Raw genomic sequence first — 26155 nt, 5'->3', positions numbered from 1 at the left:
TTACTTCTTCTTCCCTTCCTTGCGGAAGATGAACTCGCCGGCGTACTTGATACCCTTGCCCTTATAGGGTTCGGGCTTGCGCCAGCGGCGGATCTCGGCCGCAACCTGACCCACCTTTTGCTTGTCAATGCCGCTGATCTCGACCGTCGTGTTATCCGGGGTCTTGATTTCGATACCTTCCGGGATCGCGAAATCGACGTCGTGCGAATAGCCGAGCTGCAGCTTCAGGGTCTTGCCCTGCGAGTTGGCGCGGTAGCCGACACCGGTGATGAGCAGCTTCTTGGAAAAGCCCTCGGTCACACCGGTGATCAGGTTCGCGATCAGCGTGCGCTGCATGCCCCAGAAAGCGCGGGCGCGCTTGCTATCATTGGCAGGCTTCACGGCGATCGATCCGTCTTCGATGCTGTAGGTGACTTCGTCGGCCAGCGGAATGGCGAGGGTACCCTTGGGCCCCTTCACCGACAACTGACCGCCTTCGATGGCGGCGGTGACGCCCGCAGGGACGGCAACCGGTTTCTTACCAGTGCGGCTCATCAGAACACCTCCGCCAGCACTTCGCCGCCGACATTCTGCTCACGCGCTTCAGCGTCGGACAGAACGCCGCGAGGCGTCGAGACAATGGTGATGCCCAGGCCGTTACGGACCACCGGCAGTTCCTTGGAACCCGAATAGACGCGGCGGCCAGGCTTGGACACGCGGGCGACATGCTTGATCGCGGGCTGGCCCTCGAAATATTTCAGCTCGATGCGCAGGCCCGGGTGCTTGCCGAGAGCTTCCTCGGAATAACCACGGATGTAGCCTTCGCGCTGCAGCACGTCGAGCACGCGGGCACGCAGCTTCGAAGCGGGGGACATAACGCTGTCCTTCTTCGCCTGCTGCCCGTTGCGGATGCGGGTGAGCATATCACCCAGGGGATCGGTCAATGCCATCTCAAATGATCCTTACCAGCTCGACTTGGTGACGCCGGGGATCAGGCCCTTGTTGGCCAGATCACGCAGCTGCACGCGGCAGAGGCGGAATTTGCGGTAGTAAGCGCGGGGACGCCCCGTCAGTTCGCAACGGTTCCGAACGCGCGTCGGGTTGCCGTTGCGGGGGATCTCCGCCATCTTCAGACGCGCGATCAGACGATCGCTGTCGTCGGCCGCGGTATCATTCGCGATCGCCTTGAGCTTCGCATAGCGGCCGGCATATTTCTTGACCAGCTTCTTGCGGCGCTCATTTTTGTTGATCGAACTCAGTTTCGCCATGACTTAAGTTCTCTTTCCTTGGGTGTCTTTGGAAAGAGAAGCGGGACCTGGTTCAGGCCGCCTGCTTCTCTTCGATCGGGAAGGGGAAGCCAAAGAGACGCAGCAGTTCGCGCGCTTCCTCGTCCGTCTTCGCCGTGGTGGTCACGATGATGTCCATGCCGCGCACCTTGTCGATGCGGTCATAGTTGATCTCCGGGAAGATGATCTGCTCCTTGATGCCAAAGGCATAGTTGCCACGGCCGTCGAAGCTCTTCGGGTTGAGACCACGGAAGTCGCGCACGCGGGGCAGAGCAACGTTGATCAGGCGATCAAGAAACTCGTACATGCGCTCACGACGCAGCGTGACCTTGGCGCCGATCGGCATGCCTTCACGCAGCTTGAACTGCGCGATCGACTTGCGAGCCTTGGTGATCACCGGCTTCTGGCCAGCGATCAGTTCCATTTCCTCGGCGGCCGACGTGACCTTCTTCTTGTCCTGGGTCGCTTCGCCCACGCCCATGTTGAGCGTGATCTTCTCGATCTTCGGGACCTGCATGACGTTTTCGTAACCGAACTTCTCGGTCATCGCCTTGGCGATTTCAGCGTCATACTGCGCCTTGGAGCGCGGAGTGTACTTGTCGCTCATTACAGCACCTCACCGGACTTGACGGCGACGCGGACCTTCTTGCCGTCGCGGTCCTCGAAACGGACGCGGGTCGGCTTGCCATCCTTGTCGGCGACAGCGACATTCGAAATGTGGAGCGGCGCGGGCTTGCGCTCGATGCCACCCTGCGGGTTCGCCTGGTCGGGCTTGCGGTGACGCGCATGCACGTTGATGCCTTCCACCAGGACCTTGTCGTCCTTGGGCAGCACAGCCAAGACAGCGCCGGTACGGCCCTTGTCCTTGCCAGCGAGCACGACGACCTTGTCGCCCTTCTTGATTCTAGCAGCGCTCATTACAGCACCTCAGGAGCAAGGCTGATGATCTTCATGTGCTTCTTGGCGCGCAGTTCGCGAACGACCGGGCCAAAGATACGGGTGCCGATCGGCTCCTCGTTCTTGTTGATCAGCACGGCGGCGTTGCCGTCAAAGCGAATCACGCTGCCATCAGCGCGACGCACGTCCTTGGCGGTGCGCACGATGACAGCGCGATGCACGTCACCCTTCTTCACCTTGCCACGAGGCGCAGCCTCCTTGATCGAGACGACGATGATGTCGCCCACGCTCGCGAAGCGACGCTTCGAGCCGCCCAGCACTTTGATGCACTGGACGCGCTTGGCGCCGCTGTTGTCAGCAACGTCAAGATTGGATTGCATCTGGATCATTGATCCGGTTCCTTCTTGTCTGGCCTACCGAGACTGTCCCGGCGGTTCCGAATTCGGGTTTCGACCGGAAGATTCGAAACACGAAGCGCGGGCCTGTAACCTCTCCGACAAGAAAAGGCCAGCCCCGCGTCCGAAATTTCGACCCTCAAGGCCGGTGACTAACCTCAGGCCGCCGTTTCAGGCGACTTGTGGGTGTCCACGCGCTCGATGACCTTCCAGGTCTTGAGCTTGGAAATCGGAGCGGTCTCTTCGATGCGGACCGTTTCGCCTTCCTTGTAAACATTGCCCTCGTCATGGGCATGGTACTTCTTGGAGCGGCGGATGATCTTGCCGTAGAGCGCATGCTTAACCTTGCGCTCTACGCGAACCACCACCGTCTTGTCGGTCTTGTCGGAAACCACCGTTCCCGTCAGCACGCGCTTGGGCATCGTGTGTTTCCTTTACTTCGCGGCGGAGCTGTTACGCTCCGTCTGCAGGGTCTTGATCTGCGCGATCGAACGGCGGACTTCCTTCACGCGGCTGGGCTTTTCCAGCTGGTTGGTGGCCGCCTGGAAACGCAGGTTGAACTGCTCGCGCTTCAGGTTGTTGAGTTCGGTCGACAGTTCGTCGTCCGTCTTGGTCTTGAGGTCGGCAACGTTGGCCACGGCTTAGCCCTCCAGGTGCGAGGTGTCGCCGAGGCGGGCAACGACCTTGGTCTTGATGGGCAGCTTCATCGCGGCGCGCGAGAATGCCTCTGCTGCGAGCGGGCCAGGAACGCCGTCGAGTTCGAAAAGGATACGGCCTGGCTTGACGCGAGCCGCCCAATATTCGACCGAGCCCTTGCCCTTACCCTGACGGACTTCGGCAGGCTTCTTCGACACCGGAACGTCGGGGAACACGCGGATCCACAGACGACCCTGGCGGCGGATGTGCCGGGTGATCGCGCGGCGGGCCGCTTCGATCTGACGCGCGGTAACGCGCTCGGGTTCCAGAGCCTTCAGGCCATAGGAGCCGAAGTTCAGGTCCGAACCGCCCTTGGCGTCGCCCTTGATCCGGCCCTTGAAGGTCTTGCGGAACTTCATTTTTTTCGGTTGCAGCATGACGCTATACCTACCTTATTCTCAGCGCGCCGGGCGTACGCCGGAGGTCTGAGCCTCCAGCATCAGCCGGTCGGTAGCCATCGGATCATGACCAAGGATTTCGCCCTTGAAGATCCAGACCTTGATGCCGCAAACGCCATAGGCGGTGTGCGCCGTGGCTTCAGCATAGTCGACGTTCGCACGGAGCGTGTGCAGCGGAACGCGGCCTTCGCGATACCATTCCACACGTGCGATCTCCGCGCCGCCCAGACGGCCGCCGCAAGTGATCTTGATCCCTTCCGCGCCGAGACGCAGGGCGGACTGCACCGCGCGCTTCATCGCACGGCGGAACGCCACGCGACGCTCCAGCTGGTCGGCAATGCCCTGTGCCACGAGCTTGGAGTCTACTTCCGGCTTGCGGATCTCGACTATGTTCAGGCTGACATCCGAAGAAGTCAGGCTGCCCAGCTTCTTGCGCAGCTTCTCAATGTCCGCACCCTTCTTACCGATGATCACACCGGGACGAGCAGCATATACCGACACGCGGCACAGCTTAGCCGGACGCTCGATCACGACCTTGGAGATCGCGGCCTGCGGCAGGTTCTTCATGATATACTGGCGGATCTTCAGATCCTCCAGCAGCAGGCGACCATAGTCGGCGCCTTCCGCGTACCAGCGGCTATCCCAGGTGCGGTTGATCTGCAGGCGCAGACCGATCGGATTGCTCTTGTGACCCATAGTCTTACGCCTCCGCTTCTTCAGCTGCTTCGCGAACGACGATGCGCACGCGGCTGAAGGGCTTCAGGATCCGGGTCGACTTGCCGCGGCCGCGGGCGTGGAAGCGCTTCAGGGTGAAGCTCTTGCCCACCGATGCTTCCGCGACGACCAGCGAGTCGACGTCCAGATTGTGATTGTTTTCCGCATTGGCAATGGCCGAAGCCAACACCTTGCGCACGTCGACAGCCATCGCCTTCTTCGAGAAGGCAAGGATGTTCAGCGCCTCTTCGACCTTACGGCCGCGGATGAGCGTGGCGACCAGGTTCAGCTTCTGGGCCGAACCACGGATCTGCGTGCCAACGGCCAGCGCCTCATTGTCGGCGACGCGACGGGGAGCCTTTTCCTTGCTCATTAGCGCTTGCCCTTCTTGTCGGCAGCGTGGCCGGGAAAGTAGCGGGTCGGGGCGAATTCGCCCAGCTTGTGACCCACCATATCCTCGTTCACCGAAACCGGCACATGCTTGCGGCCGTTATAGACGTTGAACGTCAGGCCAACGAACTGCGGCAGGATGGTGGAACGGCGCGACCAGGTCTTGATCGGACCCGAACGGCCACCGGCGTCCTGCGCCACTTCCGCCTTCTTCAGAAGGCTGAGGTCCACGAAAGGACCTTTCCAGACGGAACGAGCCATCTCGCTTACCTCTTCTTCTTCGCGTGGCGGCTACGGATGATGAACTTGTCCGTCGCCTTGTTGTGGCGGGTGCGCGCACCCTTGGTCGGCTTGCCCCAGGGAGTAACCGGATGACGGCCGCCCGAGGTCCGGCCTTCACCACCGCCATGGGGGTGATCGACCGGGTTCTTCGCCACACCGCGCGTCAGCGGACGGATGCCGTTCCAACGGTTGCGGCCTGCCTTGGCGAGATTGGTGTTGCCATTGTCCGGGTTGGACACGGCACCGATGGTGCCCATGCAATCGGAACGGATGTAGCGCTGCTCGCCCGAAGACAGGCGGACCATCACCATGCCGCGATCGCGGCCGACCAGCTGGGCGTAGGTGCCCGCCGACCGGCAAAGCTGACCGCCCTTGCCCGGCTTCATCTCGATGTTGTGGATGATCGTGCCAACCGGCATCTGACCCAGTTCCATCGCATTGCCCGGCTTCACGTCGGTCTTCTTGCCCGCGATGACCTTGTCACCCGGCGCAAGCCGCTGCGGTGCCAGGATGTAGGCCTGGGTGCCATCGGGATAGTTCACCAGAGCGATGAAGGCTGTGCGGTTGGGGTCATATTCCAGACGCTCGACCGTACCTTCGACATCCCACAAGCGGCGCTTGAAGTCGATGATGCGATAGCGCTGCTTGTGACCGCCGCCGATACCGCGCGAGGTCACATGGCCCTTGTTGTTACGGCCACCAGTCTTGCGCTTGCCTTCGGTCAGCGCCTTGACGGGCTTGCCCTTGTGCAGGCTGGACTTGTCGACCAGGATCAGGCCACGCTGCGCGGGGCTGGTCGGGTTGTAGCTCTTAAGCGCCATGATCAGCGCACTCCTTCGGTGATGTCGATCGACTGGCCGTCAGCCAGACGAACGATCGCCTTCTTCACGTCCGAACGAGTGTAGGGCTTGCCCTTCCACTTCTTCGTCTTGCCCTTGGCGACCAGCGTGTTCACGCTCTTGACGGTCACGCCCCAGAGCGCCTCGACGGCCGCCTTGATCTCCGGCTTGGTCGCATCATTGGCGACCTTGAAGACCACGGCGTTATTCTCGGAGAGAAGCGTCGACTTCTCGGTGATGACCGGGGCGACAACGACATCATAATGATGATTGTCGACCTTCGCGGCTTCTTTCTTAGCCATTGAAACGCGCCTCCAGCTTTTCGACCGCGGCACGCGTCAGCACCAGCGAATCGGCCTTCAGGATGTCGTAAACGTTGGCGCCCACAGCGGGCAGCAGGTTCACGCCGATGATGTTAGCCGAAGCCTTGGCGAAGCTGATGTTCACGGCGTCACCGTCGATGAACAGCGCCTTGGTGAGGTTCAGCTTGGCGAGGCTGGCGACCAACTCGCGGGTCTTGCCGTCCTTGACGTCGAGGCTGTCGATGATGGTGAGCGATCCGCTCTTGATCTTAGACGACAGCGCCATCTTCAGGCCCAGCGCACGAACCTTCTTGTTCAGCGAGGGATTGAAGTCGCGGACGCGGGCACCGTGAGCCTTACCACCGCCGATGAATACCGGCGCGCGGCGATCGCCGTGACGGGCGGTGCCGCCACCCTTCTGGCGGCCGAACTTCTTGCCGGTGCGGGCAACGTCGCTACGCTCGCGCGTGCCGCGGGCAGTGCCGCGACGCTTTTCGAGCTGCCAGGTGACGACGCGGTGCAGGATGTCGGCGCGAGGCTCGAGGCCGAACACGGCATCGTTGAGCTCCAGTTCGCCAGCAGTCTGCGCGTCGAGGGTCTGTACATTGACCTTCATGGTTTAGCCCTCCTGGCCTTCGGTGACTTCGGGAGCCGCAGCTTCTTCAGCCGGGGTGTTCGCCGGAGCGCTATTGCTGTTCGCAGCCTGCTTCAGGCTGGCGGGATAGGGTGCGTCCGCCGGGCGAGCGACCTTGACGGCGTCGCTGACGGTGAGCCAGGTCCCCTTCGCGCCCGGAACGCTGCCCTTCACGAAGAGAAGGCCGCGCTCGACATCGGTGCGCACGATTTCGAGGTTCTGCTGGGTCCGCTCACGGTCGCCCATATGACCTGCCATCTTCTTGTTCTTGAAGACGCGGCCCGGATCCTGACGGTTACCGGTCGAACCATGGGCACGGTGACTGATCGACACGCCGTGGGTGGCGCGCATACCTCCGAAGCCCCAGCGCTTCATGGCGCCGGCGAAACCCTTACCTTGGGTGTGACCGGCAACATCGACCAACTGGCCAGCGATGAAATGATCGGCCGCGATCTCGGCGCCGACATCGAGGAGCGCGTCCTCGGCGACACGGAATTCGACCAGACGCGCCTTCGGCTCCACTTCCGCCTTGGCGAAGTGACCGCGCTGCGGCTTGGCGACATTCTTGACCTTCGCGACGCCCGCACCAAGCTGAACCGCGACATAACCGTCACGATCAACTTCCTTGCGAGCCACGACCTGATTGCCCTCAAGGGCCAGAACCGTAACCGGTACATGCCGTCCGTCCTCCTGGAACAGACGGGTCATCCCGACTTTCTTAGCGATCACGCCTGTGCGCATCACTGATTACTCCCATAGAGGCCCGCCTTAGCAGCGGGCGTATCCAACGAAAAAACCGCTCAGGATCCCTCCTTCGCGGCCAACCCAAATAACAAATCACCCCGTCCGGGTTGGTTGCCACTCCCTACTCGGGAACAGCGACGGGGGACCAGGACCACGAGCCATTTCCAGTTTACCGGAGAGGCCGTGCGGTATCCCTTGTGTCGTTTGAGCTTCCGGTCTCCCGGAATGCCCGATACCCTGCCATCCTTGCGGAAAAGCAGGGACTTGCCAGCTTAAGCCAGCTTGATTTCCACGTTCACGCCGGCAGCCAAGTCCAGCTTCATCAGCGCGTCGACCGTCTGCGGCGTCGGCTGCACAATGTCAAGCATACGCTTGTAGGTGCGGACCTCAAACTGCTCGCGTGACTTCTTGTCGATGTGCGGACCACGGTTGACCGTGAACTTTTCGATGCGCGTCGGAAGGGGAATCGGACCGCGAATAAGGGCGCCGGTGCGGCGGGCGGTTTCGGCGATGTCGCCGGTCGCCTGATCAAGCACGCGATGATCGAACGCCTTGAGGCGAATGCGGATGTTGCTGTCCATTGTTCCTGTACCGATGCGAAAGAGCCAAAAACCTGGAGCATTTTCAGAAATCAGCTGGAGCAGCCGATGACTTGTGAGAATGCACCACCAAAAAATATCCGCCCCGTTTCCGGCCCTTCTAGCTCAGTCGAGCCGGAGAAAGGCGATCCGGGGCGGTAGAAATTCCGAGCGGCGCGAATCAGGCGATTCGCGCCGCTGCGGTCCTATATTACTTCGAGATCGTGCCGACAACCCCGGCGCCGACGGTACGACCGCCTTCGCGGATGGCGAAGCGCAGACCCGAGTCCATCGCGATCGGCGCGATGAGCTTGATGTTCAGCTTCACATTGTCGCCGGGCATGACCATCTCGGTGCCTTCGGGCAGGATAACTTCGCCGGTGACGTCCGTGGTGCGGAAGTAGAACTGCGGACGATAGTTCGCGAAGAACGGGGTGTGACGGCCGCCTTCTTCCTTCGACAGAACATAGACTTCCGCGTCAAACTCGGTGTGCGGCGTAACCGAACCGGGCTTGGCCAGAACCTGACCACGCTCAACGTCTTCACGGCCAACGCCACGAACCAGAGCACCGATGTTGTCGCCCGCACGACCTTCGTCGAGCAGCTTGCGGAACATTTCCACGCCCGTGACGGTGGTCTTGCGGGTGTCCTTGATGCCGACGATCTCGACTTCTTCGCCAACCTTGACGATACCGGTTTCGACGCGCCCAGTCACAACGGTACCACGACCTGAGATCGAGAACACGTCTTCGATTGGCATAAGGAAAGGCTTGTCGATCGGGCGCTCCGGCTGCGGAATGAAGCTGTCAACAGCAGCCATCAGCTTCAGGACGGCTTCCTTGCCGATTTCATCGTTCGAGCCATCCAGCGCCTTCACGGCCGAGCCGGGGATGACAGGGATGTTGTCGCCGTCGAAGTCGTAGGACGACAGCAGTTCGCGGATTTCCAGCTCGACCAGCTCGAGGATCTCCGGATCGTCAACCAGATCGACCTTGTTCATGAACACGACGAGCTGGGGAACGCCAACCTGCTTGGCGAGCAGGATGTGCTCACGGGTCTGCGGCATCGGGCCGTCGGTGGCCGAAACGACGAGAATCGCGCCGTCCATCTGGGCCGCACCAGTGATCATGTTCTTGACGTAGTCAGCGTGACCCGGGCAGTCGACGTGCGCGTAGTGACGGGCTTCGGTCTCATATTCAACGTGCGCCGTCGAAATGGTGATGCCGCGCTCGCGCTCTTCGGGAGCCTTGTCGATGTTCGCGTAGTCAACGAAGGTCGCGCCGCCGGTTTCGGCCAGCACCTTGGTGATCGCCGCGGTCAGCGAGGTCTTGCCATGGTCAACGTGACCGATGGTGCCGATGTTGCAGTGCGGCTTGTTCCGCTCAAACTTAGCCTTAGCCATTTTATCCTACCTTCTAATCAAATCAGCTTTGGTCTGACCGCTCGGCCGCGCCTCGCGAAGGCGCGTCCATAGCAGCAAATTCACAGATTACCAGCCCCTAACCGAGCCGTGTGCACGGCTCGATTAAGGAAAATCATCAGGCCATCTTCGCCTTGACTTCGTCCGCCACATTCTGCGGCACTTCGTCATAGTGGGAGAAGATCATCGAGTAGTTCGCGCGGCCTTGGGTGAAGGAACGCAGCGAGTTCACATAGCCGAACATGTTGGCCAGCGGCACCATGGCTTCGACCACCTGGGCATTGCCGCGCGTGTCGGTGCCTTGAATCTGACCACGACGGCTGTTCATGTCGCCAATGACGTCGCCCAGATATTCCTCCGGGGTGACGACTTCGACCTTCATGACCGGTTCGAGCAGCGTGATGCCCGACTTCTGCGCCGCTTCGCGCATTGCTCCGCGAGCACAGATTTCGAACGCCAGTGCCGACGAGTCGACGTCATGGTACGCGCCATCATAAAGCACGATGTCGAAATCGATAATCGGGAAGCCGATCAGCGAGCCGGTTGCCGCCGTCTCACGGAAGCCCTTTTCAATAGCGGGAATATATTCCTTGGGAATGTTACCGCCCTTGATCTCATCCTTGAACTGGATCCCCGCACCGCGCTCGCCCGGGGTCAGCTTCACCTTCACGCGGCCGAACTGACCGGTACCACCCGACTGCTTCTTGTGTGTGTAGTCGATGTCGACCGGCTTCTTGAGATATTCGCGATAGGCCACCTGCGGCGCGCCAACATTCGCCTCGACCTTGAATTCGCGCTTCATGCGGTCGACCAGGATTTCGAGGTGAAGTTCGCCCATGCCCTTGATGATGGTCTGGCCCGATTCGTGGTCGGTCGTGACGCGGAAGGACGGGTCTTCAGCGGCCAGGCGGTTGAGCGCGACGCCCATCTTTTCCTGGTCCGCCTTGGTCTTGGGTTCAACCGACAGCTCGATCACCGGCTCGGGGAATTCCATTCGCTCCAAGATGATCGGCTGGCGCTCGGCGCACAGCGTATCACCGGTGGTGGTTTCCTTCATGCCGGCCAGCGCGACGATGTCGCCGGCATATGCCGCGTCGATATCTTCACGGCTGTTCGCATGCATCAGCAGCATGCGGCCGATCTTTTCCTTCTTGTCCTTGACCGAGTTCAGATAGGTGCCCTTGGTCAGGGTGCCCGAATACACGCGCAGGAAGGTCAGCGAGCCGACGAACGGATCGTTCATGATCTTGAACGCCAGACCCGAGAAGGGCGCGTCGTCGGCGGTCGCGCGGCTGTCGGGCTGGTCGTTGTCGGGGTTGATACCCTGAACGTCCTCGATGTCGAGCGGCGAAGGCAGATAGTCGACGACGGCGTCGAGCAACGGCTGAACGCCCTTGTTCTTGAACGCCGAGCCACACAGCACCGGCACGAACGCCTGGCCCAGCGTACCCTTGCGGATCAGCTTCTTGAGGGTTGCGGTGTCGGGCAGGTTGCCTTCAAGATAGGCTTCCATCGCTTCGTCGTCCTGCTCGACGGCAAGTTCGATCAGCTTTTCACGATATTCGGCAGCCTTGTCAGCCATGTCTGCCGGAATTTCTTCGTAGGTGAACTCCGCGCCCAGATTCTCATCCTTCCAGATGATCGCGCGGTTTTCGACCAGATCGACCAGGCCCTTGAAATCCGACTCAGCGCCGATGGGCAGATAGAGGACGGCTGGGGTAGCGCCCAGACGATCAATGATCGTCTGCACGCAATAATAGAAGTTCGCGCCGGTACGGTCGAGCTTGTTGATGAAGCACATGCGCGGCACGCGATACTTGTCAGCCTGGCGCCACACGGTTTCCGACTGCGGCTCAACGCCAGCAACGCCGTCGAACGCGGCGACCGCACCGTCGAGCACGCGCAGCGAACGTTCAACTTCGATGGTGAAGTCGACGTGGCCGGGGGTGTCGATGATGTTCAGGCGATGCTCAGGACCCTTGCCCTCTTCGGCCTTCCACACACAAGTGGTGGCCGCAGACGTGATGGTGATACCACGCTCCTGCTCCTGCTCCATCCAGTCCATGGTGGCGGCGCCGTCATGGACTTCGCCGATCTTGTAGGACTTGCCGGTGTAATAAAGGATACGCTCGGTCGTGGTGGTCTTGCCGGCGTCAATATGCGCCATGATACCGAAATTGCGATAGCGTTCGAGCGGATGGCTGCGGGCCATGATGCTTCTCCGTTGCCGGCGCACCGGCGATGAGTGAGTGAGTCTTGCGGCTGGCCCCTAAACCAATCCGTCCGCCATGGGTAGCCCCACGGCGAACGGACCGACATTCAAAACCAGATAGAAAAAGCGGGCACCAAAGCGCCCGCCTTTCTTTACCAGCGGTAGTGCGAGAAGGCGCGGTTCGCTTCCGCCATGCGGTGCGTATCTTCGCGCTTCTTGACCGCGTTACCACGGTTGTTGGCAGCGTCCAGCAGCTCACCCGACAGGCGCGCGGCCATGGTGGTTTCGCTGCGGTTGCGCGACGCAGTGATCAACCAGCGGATCGCCAGCGCCTGGGCGCGCTCGGGGCGCACTTCGACGGGGACCTGGTAGGTCGCACCGCCGACGCGGCGGCTGCGGACTTCGATGCCGGGCTTCACATTGTTCAGCGCGTCATGGAACATGCCGATGGGGTCCTTCTTGGACTTAGTCTCGACAGTTTCGAGCGCACCGTACACGATGGACTCAGCGACGGCCTTCTTACCATCCTGCATGATGCTGTTCATGAACTTCGACAGCACGATATCACCGAACTTGGGATCGGGCAGGATAACGCGCTTTTCGGGGCGACGACGACGTGACATATTCTAGTCTCCCTTACTTCGGACGCTTCGCGCCGTACTTCGAACGGCTCTGCTTACGGTCCTTGACGCCCTGGGTATCCAGAACGCCGCGCAGCACGTGATAGCGCACACCGGGAAGGTCGCGTACGCGGCCGCCACGGATCAGCACAACGCTGTGCTCCTGAAGATTGTGGCCTTCACCCGGAATGTAGGTGATGACTTCGCGCTGGTTGACCAGACGCACCTTCGCCACCTTACGGAGAGCCGAGTTCGGCTTCTTCGGGGTCGTCGTGTAAACACGGGTGCAAACGCCGCGCTTTTGCGGGTTCGCTTCCATTGCAGGGACCTTCGACTTGGTCTTCTGCAGTTCGCGGCCCTTGCGGACCAGCTGGTTGATTGTTGGCATGAAGCCCTTCACCTTTTCAGTTACTTTACCGCAAGCATTCCCGCGTTCTTCACGGCCTGAAAAGGATGACCTTTCAAACAGCAAAGGCCCCGACGGGCATTAACCCGCCTGGAGCCGCAAGAGCACCGGCAATGTTCAGCTCTATATCGCCTGGCATGTCACCGACCAGAAAGACCGAATCTTCGCAGGTGGATCGCCGCTGGGCAGGCGCGCCTATAGCGAGGCACGGTAATCCGGTCAAGAACGGCGGCCCGCCACCTCGTTTCGGTTTCGTTCCAAGATGGCGAAGCCTTCATTAGCAGATTGATAACCGACATTATTCTATTGATTTCCAGTGGCGCCACCGGGTGCGCCGACGTGGATTGGCCGTGACCCATCTTTCTCTCTTCACGGGTGAGTTTCTCAGCCGACCACAGGAAGCCGCTTTTCAAGCGAAGCGCCTCACCGAGTCGCGTCGGCACGCCCGTATACTCTTCCTCTGCTCGGCCGCCCTGAATGCGCTTTTCCTGCTGAGTGATTGGCGCTTTTTCGGCACGCCCCATTTCTGGGTCGCAGTACCGGCGCGCCTCATTGTGGTGCTATGGTCACTTGGATGCCTGTATTTCAGCCGGAAGCTGGAGTCCTTCCAGAAGGTCGAGCGGCTCTGCTTGGCCTGGCAGATCGTAACCGCAATCGGTGTGGCATTCCTGGTCAGTTCCCGCAGTGATATCGCGATTTTCGTGCTCGTCATGCTGCCGCTGATCTTTTACTTGGGCGTGCCTACCAGCTTCCGGGGCAATTTCGGCGGCGGGCTGGGATGTGGAGTTGCGCTACTCATCGGCTATCTGGCGCCTGCGCCCTTATCCCCCACCGCCCCCGGCATGATCATGGCCGTGCTGATCCTTCACTGCGGCATGTGGATCACGATCATGCGGACAAACCGCCTCCAGCGCCTCGAGTGGGTGGCGAGCCAAGCCGCCGGTACGGCTCGAGCCGCGTTGGCGCGCAACAGCGAAACGCTAGAGCGCATGTTCATGAGCGTCCCCATCCCGCTGCTGGTCACGCGTCAGGACGGCACAGTAATCCGCTTCAACGATGCTGCTGCTCAGGCATTTGGATCAGACAGCGACATTTCGCGCGCTCACCTGCTTGGCGAGGGCTCCGCCGCGCAGGCGAGCCTGCGGGACCAGATCGCAAGCGGAGATGCGCTCAACAATCAGGAATGCCGGATCGTCGGAAAGGATGCGGTGGTCCACGATGTGTTGCTCGCGACGCGCCCGATTCAGATAGACGACGAAGACTGCATCCTTTCCAGTATCGTCGATATCACAGACCGCAAGGATGCCGAGCGGCATCTTGCCCATCTCGCCATGACCGACGCGCTGACAGGCTTGGCAAACCGCTCGCATTTCATGGCGACGCTGGCGCAGGCGGCAAGTGCGACAGGGCATGCGGGCGGACAGATGGCCGTTGTGCTGATCGACGTCGATGAGTTCAAACGAATCAACGACAGCGCCGGGCATGCGGTCGGCGATGCGCTCCTTTGCGCTGTAGCCGAGCGCCTGCGGCGCGCGGTTCGGCCGGGAGATCTGGTCGCGCGCATGGGCGGGGACGAATTTGCCGTTCTGTTGACGCGTCTGCGCAATGGACCGGATCTGGAAGCGATCCTGGCGCGCATGATGGCTCAACTTCATCAGCCACTCGCCTACGGCCATCGTGACGTCGATTGCCGCGTCAGCATGGGCGTTGCACTTTTTCCAGAACATGCCGGGGACATTGCGGACCTTATAAAATTCGCAGACATCGCCCTGTATGAAGCGAAAAATGGCGGACGAGGTCGCGCGTGTCTGTTCGAGCCCTCGCTGCTCGAACGCTGGCAGCAGGAAGCCCGAATGCTGGATCGCGCACGCCACGCCTTGGTCCATGCCCCACCCGTCCCCTGGTATCAGCCCAAGATCGATCTATCGACGGGCGCCATCATCGGCTTCGAGGCGCTGCTTAGATGCGTTCGTACTGACGGCTCAATCATCATGCCGTCCGAGATTGCCGCTGCGTTCGAACATTCCGAGCTAGGCCGGACAATCAACGAGCGGATGCTGGATCGGATTCTGGCCGATTGTCGACGCTGGCAGGATCAGGGACTGGATTTCGGTCATGTCGCCATCAATGTGCCAGGGGTTGAGCTTCACGATGGCAGCTTCCCTGATCGTTTGCTCTCCCGACTCGCCGCGACGGGGGTATCCATTGCAAGGATCGAATTGGAGGTGACGGAGTCGGTTTTTCTTGGCCGGAATGCGGAGGTCGTGGAACGCAGTCTTCATCAATTGAGTACAGCGGGCCTGTCCATCGCGCTGGATGATTTCGGCACCGGCTATGCGTCACTCTCGCATCTGAAGCAGTTTCCAATAGATATCATCAAGATAGATCAGCGTTTCGTCCGGGACCTGGAAACCGATCCGGATGACGCCGCCATTGTGCGAACATTGCTGAACCTTGCCTACAGCCTTGGCATTCGAACGGTCGCCGAGGGCGTCGAGAATGTTCATCAGATTGATTATCTGCGTGCTGGTGGATGCCATTATGCGCAGGGCTTTCATTTCGGGGCAGCTGTCCCGGCTAGCGAAGTTCCCGCGCTACTGGGGTTGCATGTCGCAGCTCGTCCCACCGAGGCATAATTTTACTTTTCGTCAGGAACCGGAACGGCCGAAGCACGTTTCGCCCCGATCTGATTTCGACTCGTCACGAGTCTGCCTTGGCGGATTCGCGTGCTGCTCTTTCCCTTGCTAACGGGCCGATTCTCTAAGAATTGAGCACGGGGTCGTCATTGTTGCAGCGGTGTAGATTGGGCATTTTCAGCCTATGGGAGAGGATTGCCGCTTTGTGCCCGGAGCGGCAATTTCTCTTCCAGTCTGGCGGAAAGCTGCAGCGTGTCCGCATCTCGAGCCGCACCCAGGTATCGACGCTTCTCCTATCCGCAGCGCTGATTATCGGCGCGGCCACGCTGGCTCTGTCGCTTTCTTGGAACCGGTCTGAAATGGAGAGGGAAAGCGCCGCGATCAATGCGAAAACCAGGGCTATAGCTGAGTACAAGAAATCCATTGAACAACGTGCGCGCGACCTGGAAGCGCGGCAAGACTTCATGGACGATCTTTATCACGCTCATTTTGGCGAGGACGCTTCCCAAGCTGGCGTGGCACTGAAAAACCTGTCCGGACAAGCTTCCACGCAAGGCGGGGCCGATTCATCAAAGGTGCGCATCAGTGCCGCGCAAGACATTCATCCTCTGAGAGCGATTGACGCGAGACAGCGCCAGTTCGCGGCGCTTCTTACTCATGCGGTCAAGCGCCGGGCGGACGAAACGGCGCATGCAATTCGCCGCCTGGGTCTTAATCCCGACCTATTGGCGCGTGCCGCTCCCCGGGCGCAAGGCGGTCCCTTCGTGCCCTGGCCTGATGGGCAGAGGCCGATGCCCCAGGAATTCGAACGTCTTTCTGATGCTCTTGCCCGGATGGAATCTCTGGAGACCAGTCTGAAGACCATTCCATCTGGCCTCCCGACGATGGCCCCGATGCAATCCAGTTCCTATGGCTATCGCCGCGATCCGTTCAATGGCCATGCCGCATTCCATGCGGGTATCGACTTTCCCGGCCGTCACGGCGAACCCATATTGGCCGCCGCGACAGGCAGGGTCAGCTTCGTTGGTCAGCGGAGCGGCTATGGCAATGTGGTGGAGATCACCCATGGTAACGGCTTGATGACGCGATATGCCCATCTGTCCGGTTTCAATGCCCGTATTGGGCAAGAGGTGCTCCGTGGACATCAGATCGCGCGCATGGGTTCAACCGGCCGCTCAACGGGTGACCACCTTCATTTCGAAGTGCGCTTGAAGGGGGAGCCCGTCAATCCGCGACCTTTCCTGGAAGCCGCCCGAAACGTCCAGCAAGTCGCCGCTGCCCGGAACGCTGATATCCGAAGCCGCGGCTGAATCTCCGCGACTTCAACGGTTGATGCTTCGGCAGTTTCACCCACAAGCGTCAGACTAGCCGAACCGGTTCGGGTCAGTTGACTGGCGCCCGCCGCCTGTAGCTGAGCGCTTCGGCCACATGTACGCGGCCGACCTGTTCCGCGCCCGCAAGGTCGGCGATTGTCCGGGCCACACGCAATACCCGGGTATAGCCCCGGGCAGAGAGCTTCATCGCCGCTGCCGCCTGCGCCAGTAGTTCCCGCCCAGCGGCATCAGGACCGGCAACTTCCTCAAGCCGCTCTCCGTCGACTTCCGCATTGGTTCGGACGCGGGTTCCGGCATAGCGCTGCGTCTGCCGGTCTCGCGCGGCCGCCACCCTGCCCGCCACTTCCACCGAACCTTCAGTTGGAGGAGGCAGGACGAGATCTGCCGCCGTCACGGCCTGAACCTCGACATGCAGATCGATACGGTCAAGCAGTGGCCCCGAAACCTTGGCCTGATAATCCGCGGCACAGCGCGGCGCGCGTGAGCAGGCGAGAGCTGGATCAGCAAGATGGCCGCAGCGACAAGGGTTCATCGCTGCAACAAGCTGAACCCGCGCCGGGAAAGTGACATGGGCGTTGGCGCGAGCAACCGTAACCTCGCCTGTTTCCAGCGGCTGACGCAGCGAGTCGAGTACAGTGCGCTGGAACTCGGGCAGCTCATCGAGGAAGAGGACGCCAAGGTGCGCCATGCTGACCTCACCCGGCCGCGCCTTGTGCCCGCCGCCGACCAACGCCGCCATCGATGCGCTATGGTGTGGAGTGCGAAACGGCCGTGCGCGGCTGATGCGGCCGCCTTCCAGTGACCCTGCGACGCTTGCCACCATGGACGTTTCCAGCGCTTCGGCCGGGGTGAGTTGTGGCAGGATGCCGGGCAGGCAACTTGCCATCAACGACTTACCTGCGCCCGGTGGCCCCACCATCAACAGGTTATGCCCCCCGGCTGCGGCGATCTCCAGCGCGCGCTTTGCCGTCTCCTGGCCCTTCACCTGGCGCAGATCTGCCGTACGATGTGGAACCTCCACGACGCCCGGCTGTGGCGGGGAAAGCGCGGCATTACCTTTGAAGTGGTTGAGCAGACTCAGCAGATCGGGGGCCGCGATGACCTCCACCTGACCAGCCCAGGCTGCTTCCGGCCCCTGAGCGACAGGGCAGATGAGGCCCAACTCCTTTTCGCCAGCATGCAATGCGGCGAGCAGCACGCCGGGGGTAGAAGCGATGCGGCCATCAAGCCCCAATTCTCCCACGACCACATAGCCCGACAGCGTCTCGGCATCGATCACCCCCATGGCGCCGAGCAGCGCAAGTGCAATGGGGAGGTCGAAATGCGATCCTTCCTTGGGGAGGTCCGCAGGTGAAAGATTTACCGTGATCCGCTTGGGCGGAAGGGACAGGCCGATCGCGGCGATGGCATTGCGCACCCGCTCGCGGCTTTCCGCCACGGCCTTGTCCGGCAAGCCGACAAGAATGAAGTTGGGGAGGCCCGGAACGAGCTGACACTGCACCTCCACGCTGCGCGCGTCCAGCCCGAGATAGGCGACCGTCGATACCGTCGAAACCAATGTGCCCCCATTTTTTTGAAAACGCCGCGCTTAGCTGCGTCAGCCCTGTTCGTCAGGCCGTCCCTTGAAACCCTGCGCCACGACATACCATTCCACGCTGCCTTTGCGACTGGCGGGCGGCTTCGCGTGCTTGATCGTCGTAAAATGCTTTTTCAACACCGCAAGCAGATCGGCGTCAGTACCGCCCGCGAACACCTTGGCCACGAACGTTCCACCTTTGCGCAGATTTTCCACTGCAAACCAGGCCGCTGCCTCGACCAATGCCATGGTGCGCAAATGATCGGTCTGCGGATGGCCAACTGTGTTCGCGGCCATGTCGGAAATCACAAGATCAGGCGCATCGCCCAGAGCTTCGGCGAGAGCAGCGGGCGCCTTGTCATCCATGAAATCCATCTGGAACAGCGTGACGCCGGGGATGGGGTCGGTCGGGAGCAAATCTATCCCCACGACCTTCGCCTTGGGCGACAGCTTGCGTACCACCTGAGCCCAGCCACCGGGCGCGACGCCCAGATCGACGACGGCGCGTGAACCCTTCACGAAATGGAACTTCTCATCCAGTTCGATCAGCTTGAAGGCGGCCCGACTTCTCCACCCCTCAGCCTTTGCCTTGCGAACATAGGGGTCGTTCAGCTGCCGCTCCAGCCAGCGGGTGGATTGCGCCGTCCGCCCTTTTGCCGATTTGACCCGAACCTTGCCGGCGCCCGCGCCTCTCACATCATTGCTCCATCGCGATCCATAAGGCCGCGCAATATACCCTCGCGAATGCCGCGATCAGCTACGCCCAACCGCTCGGCGGGCCAGATGTCCAGGATGGATTCCAGGATGGCGCATCCGGCCACTACCAGATCGGCTCGCTCAGAACCAATACAGGGTAATTTTTGCCGTTCGGCCAACGACATGGTGGACAGCCTGCCAGAAATCGACCGCATCGATGTCGAAGGTACAATTAGCCCATCGATCGCCTGCCGATCGTAGCGCGGCAGATTGAGATGCACGCTGGCCAGTGTCGTCACCGTGCCCGATGTACCCAGCAAACGTATCGAGGAAGTTTGTCGCGGTAAGCGGCGGGCGAGTGGCGCAAAAGCATCCGCCACACGCGATCGCATTCGGCCGTAGGCAGCCAGACGCTCATTCTGATCGGCATGATCGAACAACTCGCTTTCGGTGAGCGACACCACGCCCCATGGCGCGCTGACCCAATCCACGATGTGCGGCGCGCCCGCCCGGTTTGCATCGACGAGCACCAGTTCGGTCGATCCGCCGCCTATGTCGAAGATCAATGCAGGACCGTCGCCAGGCTCCAGCAGTGCGTGACAGCCCATGACGGCAAGCCGCGCCTCTTCTTGCGCACTGATGATGTCGAGAGCGATCCCCGTCTCCCGATAGACGCGCTGGATGAATTCCGCGCCGTTAACAGCACGGCGGCATGCCTCCGTGGCGACGGATCGCGCCAACGTCACATGCCTTCGCCGCAGCTTGTCAGCGCATACGGAAAGCGCGGCGATCGCTCGGTCAATCGCGGCATCGCTGATCCGTCCGGTCGCAGCCAGGCCTTCACCCAATCGCACGATACGGGAAAAGGCATCGACGACGATGAAACCGTCAGCCGATGGCTTGGCGATCAGCAGTCGGCAATTGTTGGTGCCCAAATCTATCGCAGCATAAGACCGCCTGCCACGCGGTGGATGAGGCAATGAGCCCCGCTGCTTCGACGGGGGAGGTATGGCCGCAGCCGTGCTCCCATTACCCTGGCCGGAGCGGGCAGCTTTGCCCGAAACACCCCCGGCGGGACCGGAACTCTGCGGCGATGGGCGGCTTTGCTGCACCATGGCCGGATCACTTTTCTTCTTCGCCGACACCGACAGGTGGCGGAACTTGATGCCAAACTATGCGGATGCCGCGCAAAGCGCAAGACGGCGCCAGAAAAGCCAATGACATAGCGCGCTGCCGAGCGCCGCACCCGTCAAAGCGGGAGCAAGGCCGCCACGATCCAGCGCTCTTCGGCCCGCAACACGCCCCAGGCGCGGGCTGCGGCACGGCTGTCCATCACTTCCACGCCGATGCCCATATTTTCGAGTTCGCGAACGAAAACCCGAGGCGGCTGGCGCAAACCTCCCCCGGTGCCGAGCAAGAGAAATTCCGGCAGGGGATCGATCCTCAGCAGGTCACCCAGGGAGGCAAGCGTTAGCTTCTCCGAAGAGGGCGCCTCGCTCCACTTCGATGCGCGGACCGGGGTGAGCAACAGCCCTTCGGGAAAGACGTCATCCCTGACGCGAAAGCCTCTGCCCGAAAAACCGGTTACGATCGGCCCCTGCCCCGTCTCATCTCGGCGGACCTCGATACCAGTGCGCTTGTCGGTCAGGGCCGCGCCCCGTCATCACGCGGACCCATGCGCTCTGCCTGCGCGGCGATGTTCGGCTTGCCCGCTTTCCGTTCCGTCAGCTGCGGCGAGAGCCCCAGCGTGATCAGCAGCGACGACGAAACATATACCGATGAATAGGTGCCTACGACGATGCCCAGCATCATGGCAGCGGTGAAGCCACGCAACACATGACCGCCGAACAGCAACAGCGCGCCCAGGGCGAGCATGATCGTGAGCGACGTCATCACGGTTCGAGGCAGCGTTTCGTTGACGGAAAGGTCGATCAGCGCCTTCATATCCATCTTACGATATTTCCGCATATTTTCGCGGATACGGTCGTCGATCACCATCTTGTCATTGATAGAGTAGCCCACGATCGTGAGAACCGCAGCGACGATATTCAGGTCGAATTCCAGCTGGGTGATCGCGAAGAAGCCGAGAGTCATAAGAACGTCGTGCATGATCGCCACGAAGGTGGACACGCCGAACTGCCATTCATAGCGGAACCAGGAAAAGATCGCGATACCGATCACCGCCAGCATCACCGCCAGCACGCCATTCTGGATCAACTCGCCGGACACCTTACCCGACACTGTGTCGTAGCGGGAGAAAGTAACACCGGGAAATTCAGAGGTCAGCGCCTTGCGCGCCTTTTCGACGATCGCATTGGCTGCGCCTGCCCCGCCCTGCTCCGGTAGCGGCAGACGGATCTGTACGGTCTTGGGATCGCCGAACTGTTGCAGCGATCCATCGCCTACGCCGAGCCGGTCAATCGTCGTGCGAACCCGATCGAGCTGCGCTGGTTGCTGGAACCGGGCCTCAATCATCAGGCCGCCGACGAAATCGACGCCAAGGTTGAGGCCACGATGGATCGTCGCACCCACGGCGAGCACGGTCAGCAGCGCGGTAAGGGCGAACGCCCAATGGCGCAGCTTCACGAAGCCGATGTTGGTATTGTCGGGGACGAGCTTAAGAAGTTTCATGGGTTTTCTCCCGGCCCCTTAAATGTGGATCTCGGTCGGACGCTTGGCACGAAGCCAGCGAGACGCGAGCAGGCGGGTGAAGGTGACGGCGGTGAACACGCTGGTCGCTATGCCGATCAATAGCACGATCGCGAAGCCCTTGACCGGGCCGGAGCCGAGCGCGAGCATGATGCCGCCGGCGATCGCATGGGTCACATTCGCCTCGAAGATAGTCCGGCTTGCTTCTTTGTAGCCGAACTCGATTGCCTGGACCACGCCGCGCCCTCGCCGCCGTTCTTCACGGATGCGCTCATAAATAAGGACGTTCGCATCGACGGCCGTGCCGATGGTCAGGACGAAGCCGGCGATCCCCGGAAGCGTCAGCGTCGCCCCCAGCATCCCCATGACACCAAGGATAACAAGCACGTTGATGGCGACCGCGAGGTTCGCATACATGCCAAAGCGGCCATAGCTGGCGAACATGAAGACGGCGACCGCCGCTACCGCGATCACCGAAGCCAGCAATCCGGCGCGGATTGAATCGGCCCCGAGTTGTGGGCCAACCGTGCGTTCTTCCACTACGGTCAGGGCGACGGGCAGCTTGCCCGATCGTAGGGCGATGGCGAGTTGATTGGCGCTTTCAACGGTGAAATTGCCGCTGATCTGAGCGGAGCCGCCAAGGATCGGTTCATTGATGTTCGGCGCCGACAGGACCTCGCCGTCCAGGATGATAGCGAAGGGCCGATTGACATTCTGGGACGTCACTTGGCCGAACTTGCGCCCGCCTGACCCATTGAAACGGATGTTGACGATCGCCTGGTTGTTCTGGTCGTAGCCCTGCGTCGCGTCGGTCAGGTCTTCGCCGGACACCATGACCTGGCGCTTGACCGCGATCGCCGGAACGCCGGATGGGTTGCCCGGATAAGGCAACACTTCGCTGCCGACCGGCGCGCGGCCCTGAGCGACTTCGGATGGATTGGCGCTGGTATCGACCAGCTTGAACTCCAGCTTGGCGGTCTGGCCAAGCAGGTCCTTCAATGCCTTCGGATTTTGAAGGCCTGGCACCTGCACGACAATGCGATTGCCGCCCTGCTGCTGAATGGTCGGCTCGCGCGTGCCCATTTCGTCGATGCGCTTGCGGATGACCTCTGTCGCCACCTCCATCGCGCTTTTGACCGCATTGTCGACCCCCGCCTCGGTCGGCGTGATCACGATCGTCGAACTGTTGACCACCTCGACATTGAAGTCGCGCTGCCCTGTGAGGCCCGCGCCCTGCGTCAGCGGGCGGATGCGCTCGACCGCAGCATCGACCTGCGAGGGATCGCGGACCATGAAGCTGAGCTTCCCGTCGCGGCTGGAAATGTCGCCGACCGAGATACGCGGGCTGCCGCGCCGAAGCTCGGTGCGGACCTGCTCCTCCATGTTGGTGAGACGCTGCTTAGCCACGTCCTGCGTCGATGCTTCGAGCAGAAGATGACTACCACCGGAAAGGTCGAGGCCAAGGTTCACCCGGGTCTGCATGAACCCGGGCAGCCGTTGAACCGCAGAGTCCGGCAGGAAGCTGGGGACGGCGCAGGTGATGCCGATCAACAGGGGCAGCAGGATCGCTGCGATAGTCCAGCGCGAGAAGTTCAGCATCGGCCGATCAGTCGTTCGCAGGCTTGGCGGTCGCCGGGTCGATGACATCGGTAAGCGTCGATTTGACCGCCTTCACCTTCATCCCCGGCGCGAGTTCGACATCGACGTAGAATTCATCGACGCGGGCTACCTTGCCGACAAGGCCCCCACCGGTCACGACCTGATCGCCCTTTTTAACCGCGCCAATCTTCGCCTTATGGTCTTTCATCCGCTTCTGCTGGGGACGGATCAGAAGGAAGTAGAAGACGACGAAGATGAGAACGAGCGGCGCCATCTGCACCAGCATGGAGGCACCGGACGACTGTTCGCCCGCGGTCTGGGCAAAGGCTGGGGTAATGAACATGGTGGGACTTTCGCCTTATCTCTTGTCCAGCCGCAGACAGGCAAATGCCTGCGGATCAAAGGCGCGCGGCTAACACAGATCGGGATAGGGAGGCAACATGATTAGGGAAGGAAGAAAGCGGCAAAAAGCGCGCGCCGAAACGCTTGCATGTTCTGAAACATGCTTCTATGTGCCGCCGCTCCGGTCGGGACGTAGCGCAGCCTGGTAGCGCATCACACTGGGGGTGTGGGGGTCGGAGGTTCGAATCCTCTCGTCCCGACCAAAATTCATGAAGGAAATGGCGAAAAGAACGCGCTTTTGCGGGTTCGCCTTTCCTCCCCCGGGCAAATCCTATTTTTCCTATTTTTGCGCCAGACGCGAAATATTGCTGTCCTACAGCTAACCAAATGGGATAAATACCCTGCCTCATTCGACGAGGGAGGCGGGTTCATGGATATTTCGGCACTGATTGACGAGGTGATCGCGCGCGAAGGGGGCTATTCCCATCATCCGGCGGATCGGGGCGGGCCTACGAATTTCGGAATCACCCAGGCCGTCGCGCGGGCCAATGGCTATGCGGGCGACATGCGGAAATTGCCGCGGACGCTGGCCGAGACGATCTACCGAAGGCTTTACTGGGAACGGCCGGGCTATGCCTTTGTCGCGGAGGTCGCGCCGGACATCGCCGCCGAATTGTTCGACAACGCGGTGAATATGGGGCCGGGCACGGCGACCGGCTTCCTGCAACGGGCGCTCAACGCGCTTAATCGCAATCAGAAGGACTATCCCGACCTGAAGGTCGACCGCACGATCGGCGCCAAGACGTTGGCGGCGCTGCGCGCATTCATGGCGCTGCGGGGCAAGGCAGGGGAGAAGGTGCTGCTGAAGGCGATCGAGGCACTGCAAGGGGAACGTTATCTGGCGCTGGCGGAGAGCAGGCCTGCCAACGAAGCCTTCCTCTATGGCTGGTTGGCGAACCGACTTGGTTAGAGGCGGGACGGCTGCGGGCAATCGGAGGCGGCGCGCCGATCGCTGGACGCTGCGGGCGCGGCCAGCCTTTCTATACGTCATGTACGCCCTGCTGCTGTGGTCGGTGCCGGTGGGGCTGATCGGGGGTATGTGGCCGGAGGGGGCGGCGGCGATCGTCCGGGCGATGCGGGGCTATTTCGAGGCGTTGCCGGAGCCGCTCTATGCGCTGTTTGGCACGGGGTATCTTGGATATACGGCGGCGCGGACGTGGGGGCAGGTGCGAGGGGTGGAGCGGTAGGGGAGAGTTGCGCTTCGGATCGGGCGTTGCGCAGCCCCTCTCCCTAACCCTCTCCCCTAAAGGGGCGAGGGAACTAGGTCGCGCTCAAACCCACAAAAATGAGAGGGGCCGCTGGGTAGATAAGTCCCAGCGGCCCATCATTGACATGGTCACAGCGGCCGGAAGTGCCGCCACACGGAAACGTTGATCGCGCTATCTTTGCAGGCAAGGAAGGCCCGTTCGCGACTGGTCGCGGCAGAGGCTGTTCCAATGTCTGTAAAACCGACGTTATGACGTCGCTCAGCGGCGCGTTTCCCGAATGGACTTGACCGACCTCACTGCTGAACCATGAGACATCGGATCACCTCCTTTCGCTTGTTAAAGCCCGCGCAGCCCGCCCTGGAAAACCCTTTTTGACCTGGCCACGACATGGACTGTGAATCAGACGGGAAGCATGATCAAGACTTGTAAAATTCTTTTTTCGAATCATAATGGCGCGTCCGCTTGAAAAGCTGATCTGGTGCTTTTCAGTCGATCCCCCCACAAGATGTACGGCAAGCGGTCGGAAACCGACCCTTTAGCGACGGCAGTCCTCTATGACCCGGCCGACCTCTGCCCAGGCGGGCAGGATCAGGGTTTCGAGCCCCTGCACCTCGACGGCGAAATGGCCCCGGCTGTAGGCAATCTGATCCAGCACTGTGTCGCTGGCGGCGCGGACTGCGAGGGTTCCCGAACCGTTCGGCGTGGCGGGCCAGCTGACCGCGCCATAGCTGGTGCGGAGGGTGACGTTCCCCTTCCCTGTCCCGGCGCGCAGAAGACTGATCCGGCCTGCGGCGGGATCGCATCGCAAGGAAAGCAGCGTGCCGGATGCGGGGCTGGCGAAGGAGGCGACGGATCCCGATCCTTCCGCGCGATAGCTCCAGTTGCCGGGCGTCGCGGGACGATATTGCCATTCGACCGGTCCGGGAGCGGGTAGAGGTGGCCTTGCCGAGGGGGCGGGCGCAGGGCGCGGAGCTGGCGGCGGGGGCGCTTCTGGGGCGCCGACGCAGGCGGGGAGGAGGAGCAGGGACGCGAGGATGGCGGAGGCGGGGAATATGCGCATGTGCCCCTCAATGCCCGAGGGGGTGGAACGGGTTCAACCGGAAATGCATTTTTTGGGCTGGTGGATTGCGATTTTGTATCGGCGTTGCGCTGGCCCACCCCCCGGCCCCCTCCCGCATGCGGGAGGGGGAGCAGGAGTGTGCTATCCCTAGAACGCAGCCCTAAACACCCTTGCCAATTGACAGTTTCCCGCCGAATCGCTAG

General features: G+C 61.3%; 33 protein-coding genes and 1 tRNA gene. 5 read left to right on the top strand and 29 right to left on the bottom strand.

The features are described from left to right. The 21 genes from rplF to rpsL form a co-directional block, all read right to left on the bottom strand. Nucleotides 1-534, bottom strand: a complete 534-nt coding sequence (gene rplF / locus ACZ5TH_RS12365) for a 50S ribosomal protein L6 (RefSeq protein WP_460987202.1) — start codon at nt 532-534, stop codon at nt 1-3. After that, nucleotides 534-929, bottom strand: a complete 396-nt coding sequence (gene rpsH / locus ACZ5TH_RS12360) for a 30S ribosomal protein S8 (RefSeq protein ID WP_087574637.1) — start codon at nt 927-929, stop codon at nt 534-536. Before rpsH ends, rplF begins: the two co-directional genes overlap by 1 nt. A 12-nt stretch (nt 930-941) precedes the next feature. Next, nucleotides 942-1247 carry a 30S ribosomal protein S14 gene (gene rpsN, locus ACZ5TH_RS12355; protein ID WP_007707881.1) on the bottom strand — a complete coding sequence of 102 codons (306 nt, stop codon included), beginning with the start codon at nt 1245-1247 and terminating at the stop codon, nt 942-944. A 52-nt stretch (nt 1248-1299) separates the two neighbouring features. Beyond that, nucleotides 1300-1872 carry a 50S ribosomal protein L5 gene (gene rplE / locus ACZ5TH_RS12350; protein WP_449470813.1) on the bottom strand — a complete coding sequence of 191 codons (573 nt, stop codon included), beginning with the start codon at nt 1870-1872 and terminating at the stop codon, nt 1300-1302. Further along, a complete protein-coding gene (rplX, locus tag ACZ5TH_RS12345) occupies nt 1872-2183 on the bottom strand; it encodes a 50S ribosomal protein L24 (RefSeq protein WP_196225092.1) in 312 nt (103 codons plus the stop codon). Before rplX ends, rplE begins: the two co-directional genes overlap by 1 nt. Continuing rightward, nucleotides 2183-2551 carry a 50S ribosomal protein L14 gene (gene rplN / locus ACZ5TH_RS12340; RefSeq protein WP_007686569.1) on the bottom strand — a complete coding sequence of 123 codons (369 nt, stop codon included), beginning with the start codon at nt 2549-2551 and terminating at the stop codon, nt 2183-2185. The genes rplX and rplN overlap by 1 nt, the downstream gene beginning before the upstream one ends. Nucleotides 2552-2715: 164 nt before the next feature. Beyond that, nucleotides 2716-2979, bottom strand: coding sequence for a 30S ribosomal protein S17 (gene rpsQ, locus ACZ5TH_RS12335; protein WP_006960320.1), 264 nt, complete (start codon nt 2977-2979; stop codon nt 2716-2718). A 12-nt stretch (nt 2980-2991) separates the two neighbouring features. Next, a complete protein-coding gene (rpmC, locus tag ACZ5TH_RS12330; RefSeq protein ID WP_056691689.1) occupies nt 2992-3195 on the bottom strand; it encodes a 50S ribosomal protein L29 in 204 nt (67 codons plus the stop codon). A gap of 3 nt (nt 3196-3198) precedes the next feature. Further along, entirely contained in the window at nt 3199-3630 is a 432-nt protein-coding gene (rplP, locus tag ACZ5TH_RS12325; protein ID WP_267249803.1) for a 50S ribosomal protein L16, read from the bottom strand. A 21-nt stretch (nt 3631-3651) separates the two neighbouring features. After that, the gene (rpsC, locus tag ACZ5TH_RS12320) at nt 3652-4347 is read right to left on the bottom strand and encodes a 30S ribosomal protein S3 (RefSeq protein WP_196225090.1); all 696 of its coding nucleotides are present in this window, start codon (nt 4345-4347) and stop codon (nt 3652-3654) included. 4 nt (nt 4348-4351) lie between these two features. Then, nucleotides 4352-4738, bottom strand: a complete 387-nt coding sequence (gene rplV, locus ACZ5TH_RS12315; RefSeq protein ID WP_449470811.1) for a 50S ribosomal protein L22 — start codon at nt 4736-4738, stop codon at nt 4352-4354. Beyond that, nucleotides 4738-5016: a 30S ribosomal protein S19 gene (gene rpsS / locus ACZ5TH_RS12310; protein WP_007686576.1), complete on the bottom strand. Its 279-nt coding sequence runs from the start codon at nt 5014-5016 to the stop codon at nt 4738-4740. Before rpsS ends, rplV begins: the two co-directional genes overlap by 1 nt. A 5-nt stretch (nt 5017-5021) precedes the next feature. Then, nucleotides 5022-5858: a 50S ribosomal protein L2 gene (rplB, locus tag ACZ5TH_RS12305; protein WP_196225088.1), complete on the bottom strand. Its 837-nt coding sequence runs from the start codon at nt 5856-5858 to the stop codon at nt 5022-5024. Between the two features lie 2 nt (nt 5859-5860). Beyond that, the gene (locus tag ACZ5TH_RS12300) at nt 5861-6178 is read right to left on the bottom strand and encodes a 50S ribosomal protein L23 (RefSeq protein ID WP_464794092.1); all 318 of its coding nucleotides are present in this window, start codon (nt 6176-6178) and stop codon (nt 5861-5863) included. Then, the gene (rplD, locus tag ACZ5TH_RS12295) at nt 6171-6794 is read right to left on the bottom strand and encodes a 50S ribosomal protein L4 (protein WP_449470809.1); all 624 of its coding nucleotides are present in this window, start codon (nt 6792-6794) and stop codon (nt 6171-6173) included. The genes ACZ5TH_RS12300 and rplD overlap by 8 nt, the downstream gene beginning before the upstream one ends. A gap of 3 nt (nt 6795-6797) precedes the next feature. After that, entirely contained in the window at nt 6798-7553 is a 756-nt protein-coding gene (rplC, locus tag ACZ5TH_RS12290) for a 50S ribosomal protein L3 (protein WP_449474571.1), read from the bottom strand. A 275-nt stretch (nt 7554-7828) separates the two neighbouring features. After that, nucleotides 7829-8137, bottom strand: a complete 309-nt coding sequence (gene rpsJ / locus ACZ5TH_RS12285) for a 30S ribosomal protein S10 (RefSeq protein WP_004208724.1) — start codon at nt 8135-8137, stop codon at nt 7829-7831. Between the two features lie 208 nt (nt 8138-8345). Then, on the bottom strand, nt 8346-9536 hold the full coding sequence (gene tuf, locus ACZ5TH_RS12280) for an elongation factor Tu (protein ID WP_464771678.1): 1191 nt from the start codon (nt 9534-9536) through the stop codon (nt 8346-8348). 136 nt (nt 9537-9672) lie between these two features. Beyond that, nucleotides 9673-11766: an elongation factor G gene (gene fusA, locus ACZ5TH_RS12275; RefSeq protein WP_464771677.1), complete on the bottom strand. Its 2094-nt coding sequence runs from the start codon at nt 11764-11766 to the stop codon at nt 9673-9675. A gap of 152 nt (nt 11767-11918) precedes the next feature. Beyond that, on the bottom strand, nt 11919-12389 hold the full coding sequence (rpsG, locus tag ACZ5TH_RS12270; RefSeq protein WP_066560556.1) for a 30S ribosomal protein S7: 471 nt from the start codon (nt 12387-12389) through the stop codon (nt 11919-11921). Between the two features lie 13 nt (nt 12390-12402). Continuing rightward, nucleotides 12403-12774: a 30S ribosomal protein S12 gene (gene rpsL, locus ACZ5TH_RS12265; RefSeq protein WP_007686591.1), complete on the bottom strand. Its 372-nt coding sequence runs from the start codon at nt 12772-12774 to the stop codon at nt 12403-12405. A gap of 368 nt (nt 12775-13142) precedes the next feature. Here rpsL and ACZ5TH_RS12260 point away from each other — a divergent pair, with 368 nt between their 5' ends. Next, nucleotides 13143-15428, top strand: a complete 2286-nt coding sequence (locus ACZ5TH_RS12260) for a putative bifunctional diguanylate cyclase/phosphodiesterase (protein WP_464794091.1) — start codon at nt 13143-13145, stop codon at nt 15426-15428. Between the two features lie 167 nt (nt 15429-15595). Further along, nucleotides 15596-16738 carry a M23 family metallopeptidase gene (locus ACZ5TH_RS12255; RefSeq protein WP_464794090.1) on the top strand — a complete coding sequence of 381 codons (1143 nt, stop codon included), beginning with the start codon at nt 15596-15598 and terminating at the stop codon, nt 16736-16738. A gap of 73 nt (nt 16739-16811) precedes the next feature. Here ACZ5TH_RS12255 and ACZ5TH_RS12250 read toward each other — a convergent pair whose 3' ends face one another. The 7 genes from ACZ5TH_RS12250 to yajC form a co-directional block, all read right to left on the bottom strand. Beyond that, on the bottom strand, nt 16812-18320 hold the full coding sequence (locus ACZ5TH_RS12250) for a YifB family Mg chelatase-like AAA ATPase (RefSeq protein ID WP_464794089.1): 1509 nt from the start codon (nt 18318-18320) through the stop codon (nt 16812-16814). Nucleotides 18321-18359: 39 nt separating this feature from the next. Then, nucleotides 18360-19034, bottom strand: coding sequence for an RlmE family RNA methyltransferase (locus ACZ5TH_RS12245; protein ID WP_460987190.1), 675 nt, complete (start codon nt 19032-19034; stop codon nt 18360-18362). Beyond that, nucleotides 19031-20149 carry a Ppx/GppA phosphatase family protein gene (locus ACZ5TH_RS12240; RefSeq protein ID WP_196225081.1) on the bottom strand — a complete coding sequence of 373 codons (1119 nt, stop codon included), beginning with the start codon at nt 20147-20149 and terminating at the stop codon, nt 19031-19033. Before ACZ5TH_RS12240 ends, ACZ5TH_RS12245 begins: the two co-directional genes overlap by 4 nt. A gap of 134 nt (nt 20150-20283) precedes the next feature. Next, entirely contained in the window at nt 20284-20562 is a 279-nt protein-coding gene (locus tag ACZ5TH_RS12235; RefSeq protein ID WP_464794088.1) for an MTH938/NDUFAF3 family protein, read from the bottom strand. 116 nt (nt 20563-20678) lie between these two features. After that, nucleotides 20679-21665 carry a protein translocase subunit SecF gene (gene secF, locus ACZ5TH_RS12230; protein ID WP_464794087.1) on the bottom strand — a complete coding sequence of 329 codons (987 nt, stop codon included), beginning with the start codon at nt 21663-21665 and terminating at the stop codon, nt 20679-20681. Nucleotides 21666-21683: 18 nt separating this feature from the next. Next, nucleotides 21684-23282, bottom strand: a complete 1599-nt coding sequence (secD, locus tag ACZ5TH_RS12225) for a protein translocase subunit SecD (protein WP_464794086.1) — start codon at nt 23280-23282, stop codon at nt 21684-21686. 7 nt (nt 23283-23289) lie between these two features. Next, nucleotides 23290-23625, bottom strand: a complete 336-nt coding sequence (gene yajC, locus ACZ5TH_RS12220) for a preprotein translocase subunit YajC (protein WP_196225079.1) — start codon at nt 23623-23625, stop codon at nt 23290-23292. Between the two features lie 185 nt (nt 23626-23810). Between yajC and ACZ5TH_RS12215 the strand changes: the two genes are divergently transcribed. The 3 genes from ACZ5TH_RS12215 to ACZ5TH_RS12205 all read left to right on the top strand — a co-directional run bounded on the left by ACZ5TH_RS12215 (nt 23811) and on the right by ACZ5TH_RS12205 (nt 24871). Continuing rightward, nucleotides 23811-23887 (top strand) — tRNA-Pro (locus tag ACZ5TH_RS12215). A gap of 167 nt (nt 23888-24054) precedes the next feature. Next, the gene (locus ACZ5TH_RS12210; RefSeq protein ID WP_464794085.1) at nt 24055-24594 is read left to right on the top strand and encodes a glycoside hydrolase family 108 protein; all 540 of its coding nucleotides are present in this window, start codon (nt 24055-24057) and stop codon (nt 24592-24594) included. Continuing rightward, nucleotides 24566-24871, top strand: coding sequence for a 3TM-type holin (locus tag ACZ5TH_RS12205; RefSeq protein ID WP_464794084.1), 306 nt, complete (start codon nt 24566-24568; stop codon nt 24869-24871). Before ACZ5TH_RS12210 ends, ACZ5TH_RS12205 begins: the two co-directional genes overlap by 29 nt. 556 nt (nt 24872-25427) lie before the next feature. Here the strand turns inward: ACZ5TH_RS12205 and ACZ5TH_RS12200 are convergent. Continuing rightward, entirely contained in the window at nt 25428-25952 is a 525-nt protein-coding gene (locus ACZ5TH_RS12200) for a hypothetical protein (RefSeq protein WP_464794083.1), read from the bottom strand. Nucleotides 25953-26155: the final 203 nt, after the last annotated feature.

The organism is Sphingobium sp. TomTYG73 (genome assembly GCF_055394245.1).
The sequence above is the reverse complement of the archived record's forward strand: the minus strand, read 5'-3'. Positions and strand labels throughout refer to the sequence as shown.

Bases quoted from the DNA above. Each gene is read 5' to 3' on its own strand.
- rplE (WP_449470813.1), bottom strand. From the start codon at position 1,872: ATGAGCGACAAGTACACTCCGCGCTCCAAGGCGCAGTATGACGCTGAA.
- rplV (WP_449470811.1), bottom strand. From the start codon at position 4,738: ATGAGCAAGGAAAAGGCTCCCCGTCGCGTCGCCGACAATGAGGCGCTG.
- rpsS (WP_007686576.1), bottom strand. From the start codon at position 5,016: ATGGCTCGTTCCGTCTGGAAAGGTCCTTTCGTGGACCTCAGCCTTCTG.
- tuf (WP_464771678.1), bottom strand. From the start codon at position 9,536: ATGGCTAAGGCTAAGTTTGAGCGGAACAAGCCGCACTGCAACATCGGC.
- yajC (WP_196225079.1), bottom strand. From the start codon at position 23,625: ATGTTCATTACCCCAGCCTTTGCCCAGACCGCGGGCGAACAGTCGTCC.
- rplX (WP_196225092.1), bottom strand. From the start codon at position 2,183: ATGAGCGCTGCTAGAATCAAGAAGGGCGACAAGGTCGTCGTGCTCGCT.
- rplN (WP_007686569.1), bottom strand. From the start codon at position 2,551: ATGATCCAGATGCAATCCAATCTTGACGTTGCTGACAACAGCGGCGCC.
- ACZ5TH_RS12240 (WP_196225081.1), bottom strand. From the start codon at position 20,149: ATGGTGCAGCAAAGCCGCCCATCGCCGCAGAGTTCCGGTCCCGCCGGG.
- secD (WP_464794086.1), bottom strand. From the start codon at position 23,282: ATGCTGAACTTCTCGCGCTGGACTATCGCAGCGATCCTGCTGCCCCTG.
- ACZ5TH_RS12205 (WP_464794084.1), top strand. From the start codon at position 24,566: ATGGCTGGTTGGCGAACCGACTTGGTTAGAGGCGGGACGGCTGCGGGC.
- ACZ5TH_RS12300 (WP_464794092.1), bottom strand. From the start codon at position 6,178: ATGGCTAAGAAAGAAGCCGCGAAGGTCGACAATCATCATTATGATGTC.
- rpsH (WP_087574637.1), bottom strand. From the start codon at position 929: ATGGCATTGACCGATCCCCTGGGTGATATGCTCACCCGCATCCGCAAC.
- rplC (WP_449474571.1), bottom strand. From the start codon at position 7,553: ATGCGCACAGGCGTGATCGCTAAGAAAGTCGGGATGACCCGTCTGTTC.
- rpsC (WP_196225090.1), bottom strand. From the start codon at position 4,347: ATGGGTCACAAGAGCAATCCGATCGGTCTGCGCCTGCAGATCAACCGC.
- rpsG (WP_066560556.1), bottom strand. From the start codon at position 12,389: ATGTCACGTCGTCGTCGCCCCGAAAAGCGCGTTATCCTGCCCGATCCC.
- rplF (WP_460987202.1), bottom strand. From the start codon at position 534: ATGAGCCGCACTGGTAAGAAACCGGTTGCCGTCCCTGCGGGCGTCACC.
- ACZ5TH_RS12210 (WP_464794085.1), top strand. From the start codon at position 24,055: ATGGATATTTCGGCACTGATTGACGAGGTGATCGCGCGCGAAGGGGGC.
- rplD (WP_449470809.1), bottom strand. From the start codon at position 6,794: ATGAAGGTCAATGTACAGACCCTCGACGCGCAGACTGCTGGCGAACTG.
- rpsN (WP_007707881.1), bottom strand. From the start codon at position 1,247: ATGGCGAAACTGAGTTCGATCAACAAAAATGAGCGCCGCAAGAAGCTG.
- rpsQ (WP_006960320.1), bottom strand. From the start codon at position 2,979: ATGCCCAAGCGCGTGCTGACGGGAACGGTGGTTTCCGACAAGACCGAC.
- rpsJ (WP_004208724.1), bottom strand. From the start codon at position 8,137: ATGGACAGCAACATCCGCATTCGCCTCAAGGCGTTCGATCATCGCGTG.
- fusA (WP_464771677.1), bottom strand. From the start codon at position 11,766: ATGGCCCGCAGCCATCCGCTCGAACGCTATCGCAATTTCGGTATCATG.
- ACZ5TH_RS12200 (WP_464794083.1), bottom strand. From the start codon at position 25,952: ATGCGCATATTCCCCGCCTCCGCCATCCTCGCGTCCCTGCTCCTCCTC.
- rpsL (WP_007686591.1), bottom strand. From the start codon at position 12,774: ATGCCAACAATCAACCAGCTGGTCCGCAAGGGCCGCGAACTGCAGAAG.
- secF (WP_464794087.1), bottom strand. From the start codon at position 21,665: ATGAAACTTCTTAAGCTCGTCCCCGACAATACCAACATCGGCTTCGTG.
- rplB (WP_196225088.1), bottom strand. From the start codon at position 5,858: ATGGCGCTTAAGAGCTACAACCCGACCAGCCCCGCGCAGCGTGGCCTG.
- rplP (WP_267249803.1), bottom strand. From the start codon at position 3,630: ATGCTGCAACCGAAAAAAATGAAGTTCCGCAAGACCTTCAAGGGCCGG.